Annotated in this window: 11 protein-coding genes; 10 read left to right on the top strand and 1 reads right to left on the bottom strand. The window is 63.1% G+C overall.

Translation table 11 applies throughout. The annotated features are described in order from the left end of the window. The first annotated feature begins 11 nt into the window (after positions 1 to 11). The 3 genes from ASD99_RS19940 (at position 12) to gndA (ending at position 3,800) form a co-directional block, all read left to right on the top strand. A complete protein-coding gene (locus tag ASD99_RS19940; protein ID WP_057144659.1) occupies positions 12 to 530 on the top strand; it encodes a YcnI family protein in 519 nt (172 codons plus the stop codon). Positions 531 to 582: 52 nt separating this feature from the next. Then, positions 583 to 2,220, top strand: coding sequence for a copper resistance CopC/CopD family protein (locus ASD99_RS19935; RefSeq protein ID WP_057144658.1), 1,638 nt, complete (start codon positions 583 to 585; stop codon positions 2,218 to 2,220). Between the two features lie 152 nt (positions 2,221 to 2,372). Continuing rightward, a complete protein-coding gene (gene gndA / locus ASD99_RS19930) occupies positions 2,373 to 3,800 on the top strand; it encodes an NADP-dependent phosphogluconate dehydrogenase (RefSeq protein WP_056594871.1) in 1,428 nt (475 codons plus the stop codon). 24 nt (positions 3,801 to 3,824) lie between these two features. On the opposite strand, the gene ASD99_RS19925 is transcribed toward gndA, so the two are convergent. After that, the gene (locus ASD99_RS19925; RefSeq protein WP_057144657.1) at positions 3,825 to 4,880 is read right to left on the bottom strand and encodes a LacI family DNA-binding transcriptional regulator; all 1,056 of its coding nucleotides are present in this window, start codon (positions 4,878 to 4,880) and stop codon (positions 3,825 to 3,827) included. A gap of 395 nt (positions 4,881 to 5,275) precedes the next feature. Between ASD99_RS19925 and ASD99_RS19920 the strand changes: the two genes are divergently transcribed. The 7 genes from ASD99_RS19920 (at position 5,276) to mgrA (ending at position 12,627) form a co-directional block, all read left to right on the top strand. Continuing rightward, positions 5,276 to 6,514, top strand: a complete 1,239-nt coding sequence (locus ASD99_RS19920; protein ID WP_056594875.1) for an ABC transporter substrate-binding protein — start codon at positions 5,276 to 5,278, stop codon at positions 6,512 to 6,514. A gap of 81 nt (positions 6,515 to 6,595) precedes the next feature. Next, positions 6,596 to 7,489: a carbohydrate ABC transporter permease gene (locus tag ASD99_RS19915; protein ID WP_056595232.1), complete on the top strand. Its 894-nt coding sequence runs from the start codon at positions 6,596 to 6,598 to the stop codon at positions 7,487 to 7,489. Continuing rightward, positions 7,482 to 8,411, top strand: a complete 930-nt coding sequence (locus tag ASD99_RS19910; RefSeq protein ID WP_056594877.1) for a carbohydrate ABC transporter permease — start codon at positions 7,482 to 7,484, stop codon at positions 8,409 to 8,411. The genes ASD99_RS19915 and ASD99_RS19910 overlap by 8 nt, the downstream gene beginning before the upstream one ends. 5 nt (positions 8,412 to 8,416) lie before the next feature. Next, positions 8,417 to 9,517: an ABC transporter ATP-binding protein gene (locus tag ASD99_RS19905; RefSeq protein ID WP_082583388.1), complete on the top strand. Its 1,101-nt coding sequence runs from the start codon at positions 8,417 to 8,419 to the stop codon at positions 9,515 to 9,517. Between the two features lie 53 nt (positions 9,518 to 9,570). Further along, positions 9,571 to 10,317: a sugar phosphate isomerase/epimerase family protein gene (locus ASD99_RS19900; RefSeq protein ID WP_056594882.1), complete on the top strand. Its 747-nt coding sequence runs from the start codon at positions 9,571 to 9,573 to the stop codon at positions 10,315 to 10,317. 11 nt (positions 10,318 to 10,328) lie between these two features. Next, positions 10,329 to 11,471, top strand: coding sequence for a Gfo/Idh/MocA family protein (locus ASD99_RS19895; protein ID WP_056594884.1), 1,143 nt, complete (start codon positions 10,329 to 10,331; stop codon positions 11,469 to 11,471). 109 nt (positions 11,472 to 11,580) lie between these two features. Further along, positions 11,581 to 12,627, top strand: coding sequence for an L-glyceraldehyde 3-phosphate reductase (mgrA, locus tag ASD99_RS19890; RefSeq protein WP_056595234.1), 1,047 nt, complete (start codon positions 11,581 to 11,583; stop codon positions 12,625 to 12,627). Positions 12,628 to 12,657 lie beyond the last annotated feature (30 nt).

Genomic DNA, 12,657 nt, shown 5'->3' with positions numbered 1-12,657 from the left:
GAGGGACCATCATGAACAAGTATCTTCTGGCGGCCGCAGCACTTTTCGTGCTCGGGACAAATGCCGCCTTAGCGCATATCACGCTCGAAACCCAGGAAGCGGCCGTCGGCTCGACCTACAAGGCGGTTCTGCGTGTGCCGCACGGCTGCGACGGCAAGGCGACGACTGCCGTGCGCGTGCAGATCCCGGAAGGGGTGATCGCGGTGAAGCCGATGCCGAAGCCGGGTTGGACGCTGCAGGCCAAGAAGGGCAAGTACGACAAATCCTACCAACTCTGTGGTCAGGCGGTGACCGATGGAGTCAAGGAAGTCGACTGGAGCGGCGGCAGCCTGCCGGATGAATTCTATGACGAGTTCGTCTTCCGCGCGACGCTGACGGGGGACCTCCCGGTGGGCCAAAGACTTTACTTCCCGGTGGTGCAGGAATGCGATGACACTGCCGATCGCTGGATCGAGATCCCGGCAGTCGGTCAGGATGAGGACGCGCTGGAAAACCCGGCGCCCGGCATCAAGCTGTTGCCGAAGAAATGATCGTTCGGGCGGCGCGCTCTCAAAAGCGCGCCGCTATTCTCCTGGTGGTGGCATGAGCACGACGTCCTTCCTGCAGACGGTTTCCATGACCGGCCAACGCGCCGGCCGGCTTGTCGTCGGCCTGTTGGCCATGATCGTGTTTCTTGCCAGCATTGCCGTGCCAGATCAGGCCTTTGCCCATGCCGCGCTGATCAAGACCGATCCGGCCGACGGCGCGGTGCTGGAACAGGGGCCGGCACAGTTCTCGCTGACCTTCAGCGAGCCGGTGTCGCCATTGGTGCTGACCTTGGTGAAGCCCGACGGCACGCCGGTTCCGCTGACCGCCTTCCGGCTCAGCGACCAGACGGTCGAGATCGACAATCCGCAGCCGCTCAAATCCGGCACGCATGTCTTGAGCTGGCGTGTCATCTCTGCTGACGGTCATCCCGTCGGCGGATCGCTGCTGTTTTCCATCGGCTCGCCCAGCGCGCCGCCTGCCGTGTCCGAGGCCATCGACTGGCAGCTGCGGTCCGCGATCTGGCTCGGCAAGGTCCTTCTCTACATCGGCCTTTTCCTCGGCGTCGGCGGCGCCTTCGCTCTCGCTTGGCTGGCCGGGGACGGACAGGCTGGCCGGCGTTTCGTCATCGCTGCAATCCTGAGCGGGCTGGTCCCGGCACCCTTGTCGGTCGGCTTGCAGGGGCTGGACGCACTCGGGGCGCCGCTATCGCATCTGGCGCAGGCGGTCATCTGGCGGACCGGGCTCGGCACCAGTTTCGGCTGGACGGTGCTGGTCGCCCTGATCGCCATGGGGCTTAGCCTGCTGTCGCTGGCCGGCCCCCGCGCCACCGCCAAACCATTTGCGGTGGCCGGGCTGGCCGGGGTGGGGATTGCCCTTGCCGCCAGCGGCCATGCCAGTGCCGCCGAACCGCAATGGCTGACACGGCCGATGGTGTTCCTGCACGGCGTCGGCATCGCCTTCTGGGCCGGCGCGCTGGTGCCTCTCGGTCTGGCGCTGAAGGGGCAATCGGCGGAGGCCGCGCCATTCCTGCGGCGGTTTTCTCGCATGATCCTGCCCGTGGTGGCCGTGCTTGCCGCTGCCGGCATCGTGCTTGCCGTCATACAGGTGCAGACACCCGAGGCATTGGTCGACACCGCCTATGGCCGGCTGCTGCTGATCAAGCTGGGGTTGCTGGTCTTTCTGTTCACGCTCGCCGCCGTCAATCGCTGGAAACTCACCGCATCGGCCGAGGCCGGATCGACGGAGGTGCAACACAGGCTCTCCCGTTCGATCGGTGTCGAATTGCTGATCGTGTTGGCCATCTTTGGCGTTGCCGCGGGCTGGCGCTTCACACCGCCGCCACGGGCCTTGGCGATCGCGGCCGCCCAACCGGTCTCGGTCCATATCCACGCGCTGCAAGCGATGGCGGATCTCAGCATCACCCCCGGCCATGCCGGAACGGTTGCCGCCTCGATGATCATCATGAGCGGCGATTTCGGCCCGCTCGACGCCAAGGAGGTGACGCTGGTGCTGTCGAAGCCCGATTCCGGCATCGAGCCGCTGACGCGCGCTGCGACCAAGCCCGGCGACGGCAGCTGGCGTGTCGACAACCTCGTCATCCCGGTGCCTGGCAGATGGACGGTGCGCATCGATATCCTGGTCTCGGACTTCGAGATGGTGAAGATCGAAGCGCCAGTCGACATCAGGCCCTGACCGGCCGATGTGATGCCGTCGTCGAAGAGGCTGCAACTGCGGGCGGCTGCAACACAATTCGGAGAGGCGGTTGACGCGGGCTCGAAGGCCCGTCAATCATCCGCGCAAATCGCGAGCTCGAACCAACAAGATCCGAAAGCAGGGAAGAAACGATGGAAAAAGCCGAAATCGGTCTGATCGGCCTTGGCACGATGGGCTCCAACCTAGCGCTCAATATCGCCGAGCACGGGCATCGTATCGCCGTCTTCAACCGCACCAAGGCGCGCACCGACGCTTTCGTCGAGAATGCCGGCGCGCTCAGGGATATGGTCGTGCCCTGCTACAGCCTGGAAGAGCTCGCCGCCGCGATCCGGCCGCCGCGTCCGATCATCATCATGGTGCTGGCCGGCAAACCGGTCGATGAACAGATCGCGGCGCTACGCGGCGTGCTGTCGGCCAACGACATCGTCATCGATGCCGGCAACGCCAATTTTCGCGATACGATGCGGCGCTTCTCCGAGCTTTCCGGCTCGGGTCTCACCTTCATCGGCATGGGCGTGTCCGGTGGCGAGGAGGGCGCGCGCCACGGCCCGTCGATCATGGTCGGCGGGACGGAGGAGAGCTGGAAGCGCGTCGAGAAGGTGCTGACCGCGATCTCGGCCAAGTTCAAGGACGAGCCCTGTGCGGCGTGGCTCGGTACCGACGGCGCCGGGCATTTCGTCAAAACCATCCACAACGGCATCGAATATGCCGACATGCAGATGATCGCCGAGATCTACGGTATTCTGCGCGACGGGCTCGGCATGGGCCCGAAAGAGATCGGCGCAGTGTTTGCCAACTGGAACAAGGGCCGGCTCAATTCCTACCTGATCGAGATCACCGCCAAGGTGCTGGCATCAGACGATCCGAAGACCGGCAAGCCGGTGGTCGACATCATCCTCGACCGCGCCGGCCAGAAGGGCACCGGCAAATGGTCGGTCATCGAGGCGCAGCAGCTCGGCATCCCGGCCACCGCGATCGAGGCGGCGGTGGCGGCGCGCGTTCTGTCGTCGATCAAGGACGAGCGGCTGGCGGCGGAAAAAGCCTATGGCAATATCGGCGTGACGAAGATTTCCGGCGACAAAGACGCGTTGCTGCATGATCTCGAACTGGCGCTGTTCGCCGGCAAGATCGCTGCTTATGCACAGGGTTTTGCGGTGATGAGCGGCGCCTCCAAGGAGTTCAACTGGAGCCTGCCGATGCCGACCATCGCCAGGATCTGGCGCGCCGGCTGCATCATCCGTTCGCAGATGCTCGACACCATGGCGGAGGCCTTCAGCAAGGGCGGCGCCTCAACCAACCTTCTGATGGCGCCGGCCTTCATCGCGTTGATGCAGGAGGCGCATCCTTCGCTGAGGCGCATCGTGGCAAGGGCATCAGAGGCCGGCTCACCGGTGCCGGCGCTGTCTTCCGCGCTTGCCTATTTCGACAGCTACCGCCAGGGCCGCGGCACTTCGAACCTAATCCAGGCGCAACGCGACTTCTTCGGCGCGCACGGTTTCGAACGCATCGACGAATCCGGTGCGTTCCATGGGCCATGGGGAAGTGGCGCGGCTGGCTAGTAAAGCCAGCCCATGAGCCATGCTTTAAGCGAGCAATGGCTGGGTTAATGCCTGGACGCCGCTGGCCACGACCAGGCTCTGCAGAGAGCCCGGCGCGGCGCCGCCAATCCATCCGAGCACCGAGCGGGCAAGGTCGGAGCCGGCCAGCCGGAAGTTCTCGTTGACGACGAGCAATTCCGGCCGGAATAGGTGCAGCAGGTCCGACGACTGCTTGGACACCACATCGACGTCGCGGCCGAGCTTGAGGCCGGCATCCTCGATGCCGGCAACGATGGCCAGTGTCGCGGCGGCAGCGCTGCTGACGAAGCCGTCCGGCCTGACGTCGCGGCGCATCACCTGCGCGGTCCTCATCCTGATCTGCTCGATCGTATGATCGATCGAAACGGTGTTGAACGGGATTTCGTTGGCGCCGACCTCGCTCAGTGCGTCGGCAAAGCCGTTCAGCGTATGGCCGTAATAGGTCAGCCCGGGCGGCGGCGACAGAAGCGCCAGCCTGCGCCGGCCCATGCTCGCCAGCCGGCGCACGGCTTCCATCGCGAAAGCATGGTTGTCGAAGTCATGATAGGGATGAACGAGACCCATGTCGGTGCGCCCATGCGTGGCAAAGGGCATGCCGTGCTCCAGCATGTAGCGGGCGCGCGGATCGTTCGGCTGGGTGCGCGAGATGATGACGCCGTCGGCCGAACCGGTCTCGACGAGATAGCGGATCGGCTCCATCGGATCCTGAGAGCGAGAATAGGGCGTGACGATCAGGTGATAGGGCGTTTCGGCGAGCACTTCCGAAACGCCGTAGATGATGTCCGAGACGAAGCTCATGATCTCGCGATCGGTGTTGAGCACGAGGCTGATGACATTGGTTCTGCCTGTGCGCAGGCGTACGCCGGCGCGGTTCGGCCGGTAGCCGATCTGTTTGGCGACGAGCTGGACGCGACGCCTGGTCTCGGCGCCGATTTCCGGGGCATCCTTCAAGGCGCGCGACACGGTGGTCACGCCGAGCCCGGTCATGAAGGCAAGCGTCTTCAACGTCGGCCGCCCTTGTGCCGATGTCTCCTCGTTCTTGTCCGTACGCTGTCTGTCCATTCATCCCGCCCGTCAGGCGCATAGCAGCCGCGCGCCGGGCCGGCAATCGCCACCATTGCGATACGATCTGCGCTCCAGCCCCGGCAAAATCTCAATATACTGAAACGTTACAGATGCCAATATCGCCACCGCGAAGCGCCCCAGTCCGTGATTTTGGCGAGGGGTCTCGCGGCCAACAGGGCCGTGCAACCAAACGTGACCTGGCAGGGTTTCTTGCGCTGCAGCGTGATTTCGCATCGCAACAATGATGTCCGTGCCATGCTTGCCAGTTTTTGAGCAAGGAATTTGTTCGCGCCTCGAAAAAATATCGGACCGCCTTTGCCCGAGGGGTTGCGCAGCCCGCGCAATTGCCGTATCGAAAATCTGTAACGTTTCAGATTCTGGGAGGAGCCGAAATGCGATACAAACTTTTGACCGCTGCGCTGGCAGCAACGGCTGCGCTGCAATTTGCCGGGCCGGCCGCCGCGACGGACCTGGAAGTCACCCATTGGTGGACGTCGGGCGGCGAGGCGGCGGCGGTTGCGGAACTTGCCAAGGCATTCGATGCGACCGGCAATCACTGGGTGGACGGCGCCATTGCCGGCTCCGGCGGCACGGCGCGGCCGATCATGATCAGTCGCATCACCGGTGGCGATCCGATGGGCGCCACGCAATTCAACCATGGCCGGCAGGCGGAAGAGCTGGTGCAGGCCGGCCTGATGCGCGACCTCACTGACGTCGCCACCAAGGGCAAGTGGACGGAAGTCGTCCGGCCGAAGAGCTTGCTCGACAGCTGCACCATCGACGGCAAGATCTATTGCGTGCCCGTCAACATCCATTCCTGGCAGTGGCTGTGGCTGTCCAACGAGGCCTTCGAGAAGGCCGGCGTGCCGATGCCGAAGGACTGGAATGAATTCGTGGCGGCAGCGCCCGCGCTGGAAAAGGCCGGCATCATTCCGCTCGCCGTCGGCGGACAGGCCTGGCAGTCCTCCGGAGCCTTCGACGTGCTGCTTGCGGCAGTGGGCGGCACGGATACGTTCCTCAAGGTCTACAAGGACAAGGACGCCAAGTTCGCCGCCGGGCCCGAAGTCGCCAAGGTCTTCAAGGCCGCGGACGATGCCCGCAAGATGGCGAAGAACACCAATGTGCAGGACTGGAACCAGGCGACCAACCTGGTCATCACCGGCAAGGCCGGCGGCCAGATCATGGGCGACTGGGCGCAAGGCGAATTCCAGGTTGCCGGCAAGACCGCGGGCAAGGATTATACCTGCCTGCCGGGCCTTGGGCTTAACGAAGTCATCGCCACCGGCGGCGACGCCTTCTACTTCCCGGTGCTCAAGGATGCCGACAAATCCAAGGCGCAGGATGTGCTGGCCGAGACGCTGCTCGATCCCAAGACGCAGGTCGCCTTCAACCTCAAGAAGGGTTCCCTGCCGGTGCGCGGCGACGTCGATCTCAATGCGGCGAACGACTGCATGAAGAAGGGCCTCGCCATCCTCGCCAAGGGCGCCGTCATACCGTGGACGGACCAGCTGCTTTCGCAGGACACCCAAAAGCAGAAGGAAGATCTCTTCGCCGAGTTCTTCGCCAAGCCGGAACTGACCGTCGAAGAGGCGCAGAAGCGCTTCGCCGACCTCATCGCTTCGGCAGACTGACGTTGGAGACAACCCACCTTGCTCCCGGCCTTGCGAATGCAGGGCCGGGAACGCACCGCCCTTACCCAGCCGGCTGACGAGATGAGCAAGAGCGAACGTCCCAACCCGCTGTTCCGCAACCTCAATGCGAAGGTCGCGTCGATCCCGATGATCCTCACGGCAGTGGTGGTTTTCGTCGGCGGCACCCTTTGGACGGTGCTCTACTCCTTCACCAATTCGAAGCTCTTGCCGCGGCTGAATTTCGTCGGGCTCGACCAGTATTACCGGCTGTGGGCAACGCCGCGCTGGCTGATCTCGATCGAGAATCTATTGATCTACGGCGCGATCTCGCTGGTGTTCTCACTGGTCATCGGCTTCCTCCTTGCCGCGCTGCTCGACCAGAAGATCCGCTTCGAGGACACGTTCCGCACCATCTTCCTCTATCCTTTCGCGCTTTCCTTCATCGTCACCGGCCTGGTCTGGCAATGGCTGCTCAATCCCGATTTCGGCATCCAGCACGTGGTGCGGGACCTCGGCTGGACAAGCTTCAGCTTCGACCCGCTCTACAATTCCAGCATCGTCATCTACGGCATATCGATCGCGGCACTGTGGCAAGGCACAGGGCTCATCATGTGCCTGATGCTGGCCGGCCTGCGCGGCATCGACGAGGATATCTGGAAGGCGGCGCGGGTGGATGGGATTCCGATGTGGAAGACCTATCTGTTCATCGTCATTCCGATGATGCGGCCGGTCTTCATCACCACGCTCGTCATCATCGCGTCGGGTATCGTCAAGGTCTATGACCTCGTCGTGGCCCAGACCAGCGGCGGCCCGGGCATCGCCTCCGAAGTGCCGGCCAAATATGTCTATGACTATATGTTCTTCGCCCAGAATCTGGGCCAGGGTTTTGCCGCCTCGACGATGATGCTGCTCTCGGTGGTGATCGTCATCGTGCCTTGGGCCTATCTCGAATTCGGAGGCAGGAAACGTGTCTGACAAAGCCGTTTCCATTGCCGCTGAGGCCAACAGGCTCAATGCGTCGGGCCCGCACGGGCCGAGGCCGCGGCACACCCTCTCGCGCCGCAACATCTTCCTCTATGGCACGCTGATCGTGATGGCGGTCTACTACCTTCTGCCGCTCTACGTGATGGTCGTCACGTCGCTCAAGGGCATGCCCGAGATACGGCTTGGCAACATCTTCTCGCCGCCGCTCGAAATCACCTTCGAGCCATGGGTCAAGGCGTGGTCGTCGGCCTGCACCGGCCTCAACTGCGACGGGCTTTCGCGCGGCTTCTGGAATTCGGTGCGCATCACCGTGCCGTCGGTGCTGCTGTCGATCGCCATCGCCTCGGTCAACGGTTACGCGCTGGCCAATTGGCGCTTCAAGGGCGCCGATACGTTTTTCATCATCCTGATCGTCGGCGCCTTCATTCCCTACCAGGTGATGATCTATCCGATCGTCATCATCCTGCGCGAGATCGGCCTCTATGGCAGTCTCAGCGGCCTGGTGATCGTCCATTCCATTTTCGGCATGCCGATCCTGACGCTGCTGTTCCGCAATTATTTCTCCTCGATGCCGGAAGAGCTGTTTCGGGCGGCGCGTGTCGACGGCGCCGGCTTCTGGGGCATCTTCCTGCGCATCATGATGCCGATGTCGCTGCCGATCTTCGTCGTCGCCATCATCCTGCAAGTGACCGGCATCTGGAACGATTTCCTGTTTGGCGTCGTCTACACCCGCCCCGACACCTATCCGATGACGGTGCAGCTCAACAACATCGTCAACTCGGTGCAAGGCGTGAAGGAGTACAACGTCAACATGGCCGCCACCATCCTGACCGGGCTTGTGCCGCTCATCGTCTACTTCATTTCCGGTAAGCTTTTCGTGCGCGGCATCGCCGCCGGTGCGGTGAAGGGGTGATGGCGATGACGGCAGCCAACGGCACCAGTGTTTCGATCCAGGATCTGTCTCTCAATTTCGGCGCGATTTCGGTGCTGCAGACCCTCAATCTCGATGTTGCCGAGGGCGAGTTCATCGTGCTGCTCGGCCCCTCCGGCTGCGGCAAGTCGACTTTGCTCAACTGCATTGCCGGCCTGCTCGACATCTCCGAAGGCTGCATCTTCATCAAAGGCAAGAACGTCACCTGGGAAGAGCCCAAGGACCGTGGCATCGGCATGGTCTTCCAGTCCTACGCGCTCTATCCGCAAATGACGGTGGAGAAGAACCTGTCCTTCGGCCTGCGCGTTGCCGGCATACCCAAGGACGAGATCGCCAAGCGGATCGCGCGGGCGGCCGAAATCCTGCAGATCGAGCCGCTGCTGCAGCGCAAGCCGGCGGCATTGTCCGGAGGCCAGCGCCAGCGCGTGGCGATCGGACGAGCGCTGGTGCGCGACGTCGACGTCTTCCTGTTCGACGAGCCGCTCTCGAATCTCGATGCCAAGCTGCGCGCCGAACTGCGCGTCGAGATCAAGCTGCTGCATCGCAAGCTGCAGAACACCATGATCTACGTCACCCACGACCAGATCGAGGCGATGACGCTGGCCGATCGCATCGCGGTGATGAAGGGCGGCGTCATCCAGCAGCTCGATGCGCCGCAGACCATCTATAACAGACCGGTCAACCGCTTCGTCGCCGGCTTCCTCGGCTCACCCGCGATGAATTTCGTTGATGGAGAGCTGCAGGCTGGCGCTGGGCCAGTGTTCAAGACCGATGGTGTTGTGGTGCCGCTCGACCGCTACGCCTTCGACGGCACGGGCCGTCCGACCGGTGCTTGCGTGCTCGGTATCCGGCCCGAACACATAGCCTTTGGCGACGCGGCAAGGTCGATGCCGTTTTCCGCCAGCGGTTCCGTCGAGATCGTCGAGCCGATGGGCTCGGACACACTGGTGTGGACGAAGCTCGGCGGCCGCAACCTCTCCTTCCGTGTCGAGGCGGAAAGGACGCTGCGCACTGGCGACCCGATCCAGATCGGTTTCGATCCGGTGCGCGCCTCGCTGTTCGACGCCGCGACCGGCAATCGCCTGTAACGCTCTGAGAATCATCCCCCAAAACCTACCACCAAGCAAAACGGACAGAGACGATGAACTGGTCATTCCAACTTTACAGCGCCCGCAATTTCCTGCCCTGGGAAGGGGTGCTCGCCACGCTCGGCAAGCTCGGCTACACCCAGGTCGAAGGCTTCGGCGGTGTCTATGACGATCCCAAGGCCTTTCGCACTGAACTCGACAAGAACGGCCTCGCCATGCCGACCGGGCATTTTTCGATCGACGCGCTCGAGAACGATTTTGACGGCGTGCGCAGAACAGCCGACACACTCGGCATCACGCTGCTCATCTGTCCTTTCCTGATGCCCGACCAGCGGCCATCCGACGCCGCCGGCTGGCGCGGCTTTGGTGAGCGTCTGGCAAAGGTCGGCGCCGCCGCGAAAAAGGCCGGCTACGGCTTTGCCTGGCACAACCATGATTTCGAGTTCAAGAAACTTGCCGACGGGTCGGTGCCGCAGGATCTCATCCTGTCCTCCGCGCCCGACATCAGCTGGGAGATGGACGTCGCCTGGGTGGTGCGCGGCGGCGACGATCCGCTGCCGTGGATCGAGAAATATGGCAAGCGTATCAGCGCCGTCCATGTCAAGGACATGGCCAAGCCCGGTGAGGGGCTGGACGAGGACGGTTGGTCGGATGTCGGCCATGGCACCATCGACTGGGCCGGCCTGATCAAGGCGCTGCGCGCCAAGAGTGCTGCCCAATACTACGTCATGGAACAGGACAACCCCAACGACATCGAGCGCTTCGCCCGCCGATCGATCGCAGCCGTCAAGGCCTACTAGGAGCAATCAGCATGGCAAAGAAACTTGGGATCGGCGTCATCGGCTGCGGCAACATCTCGAAGGCGTATTTTTCGCTGGCGCCGCTGTTTCGCGGCATCGAGATGCGCGCCTGCGCCGACATCAACATGGAGGCGGCCAAGGCGCGGGCGAAGGAGTTCAAGCTGCGCGCCGAAACCGTCGAAGACCTGCTCAAGGCCGACGACATCGACATCATCGTCAACCTGACCATCCCGGCGGTGCACTACGAGGTATCGAAGCAGATCCTCGACGCCGGCAAGCACGTCTATTCGGAAAAGCCGTTCGTGCTGTCGGTCAAGGAAGGCCAGGATCTCAAGGCGCGGGCGGAGAAGAAGGGGCTGCGCATCGGCTCGGCGCCCGACACGTTCCTCGGCGGTGCGCACCAACTGGTCCGTGAGCTGATCGATGAGGGGAAACTCGGCAAGATCACCAGCGGCACCTGCCACGTGATGGGCCACGGCATGGAGCACTGGCACCCCAATCCGGACTTCTTCTTCCAGCCAGGGGCAGGCCCGGTGCTCGACATCGGACCGTATTACATCACCAATCTGATCCAGCTGATCGGGCCGGTGAAACAGGTCGCGGCCTTCGCGACGACGCCGGCCAAGGAGCGCACGATCAGCTCAAAGCCGCGTGCGGGTGAGAAGATACCGGTCAACACGCCGACGACCATCCATGGCCTGCTGGAGTTCGAGAATGGCGCCGTAGTGACGCTCAACACCAGCTGGGACGTCTGGGCTCACGGCCACGCGCCGATGGAACTCTATGGCGAGACGGGCACGGTGTTCGTGCCGGATCCGAATTTCTTCGGCGGCGATGTGCGCTTCACGCAAGACAGCAAGCCGGTCAAGAAGCTGCCGAAATGGAAGCACCCGTTCGGCGTTCCCAACGAAATGCATGGACAAGGCATGATGGCCAACTACCGCACATCAGGCCTCGCCGACATGGCGGTGGCGATCACGGAAGGCCGCCCGCACCGCTGCTCGATGGAGCTGGCGCTGCATGCCGTCGACGTGATGACCGGCCTGTTGCGCTCCGGCGAAACCGGCAAGTTCGTCGCCATGCAGACCACCTGCGAACGGCCGGCCGCACTGGGCGTCAAGGAAGCCAAGGATCTCTTGGCGAAGAAGAAGTAGACACCTCAACCCTCTCCCCGTTCCGACGGGGAGAGGGTAAGGGTGAGGGGCGGAGCCCACTCGCCGCGCTGACGCGATGCCTGGCTCGCTTCCATTTGAGGATTTTCCGATGCCCTATAGTCCCGCCGAAAACCGCTACGAGAAAATGATCTACAATCGCTGTGGCCGCTCCGGCCTGAAGCTGCCGGCGATCTCGCTGGGGCTGTGGCACAATTTCGGCAACGACACGCCGCACAAGACCAAGCAGGCGATCGCGCGCAAGGCCTTCGATCTTGGCATCACGCATTTCGACCTCGCCAACAATTACGGTCCGCCGCCCGGCTCGGCCGAGACCGCTTTTGGCGAGATCCTGCGCACCGACTTCGCCGCCTACCGCGACGAACTGATCATCTCGACCAAGGCCGGCTACGAGATGTGGGCCGGTCCCTACGGCGAATGGGGCGGGCGCAAATACATGCTGGCCAGCCTCGACCAGAGCCTGAGGCGGATGGGTCTCGACTATGTCGACATCTTCTATTCGCACCGTTTCGATCCCGACACGCCGCTGGAAGAAACCATGGGCGCGCTCGACCATGCCGTGCGCTCGGGCAAGGCGCTCTATGCCGGCATCTCGTCCTACAATTCGCAGCGCACGCGCGAGGCCGCCGATATCTTGAAGCAGCTTGGCACGCCTTGCGTCATTCACCAGCCGAGCTATTCGATGCTGAACCGCTGGGTCGAGGAAGACGGCCTGCTCGACACGCTCGAAGGGCTCGGCGTCGGCTCCATCGTGTTCTCGCCGCTGGCGCAAGGCATGCTCACCAACAAGTATCTCGGCGGCATTCCCGACGGCAGCCGTGCTTCCCAGGGCAAGTCGCTGAAGACAGCGTTTATCAACGACAAGACCATCGCCAACATCAAGGCGCTCGACGCCATCGCCGGCAAGCGCGGGCAGACGCTGGCGCAGATGGCGCTGGCCTGGGTGCTGCGCAGGGGCAGGGTGACCTCGGCGCTGATAGGCGCCAGCCGGCCGGAGCAGGTCGAGGACTGCGTTGGCGCGCTCAAGGTGCTCGACTTCAGCGATACCGAACTCGCCGAGATCGACACCTATGCGCGCGAGTCCGACATCAATCTGTGGGCGGCTTCGGCTGAACGCAAAGGTCCGCCAAGGAAATAAGCCCTGTCGATAAGCCGGCAAACAAAAACG

The organism is Mesorhizobium sp. Root695 (assembly GCF_001428185.1).
Lineage (GTDB): Bacteria > Pseudomonadota > Alphaproteobacteria > Rhizobiales > Rhizobiaceae > Mesorhizobium.
The sequence above is the reverse complement of the archived record's forward strand: the minus strand, read 5'-3'. Positions and strand labels throughout refer to the sequence as shown.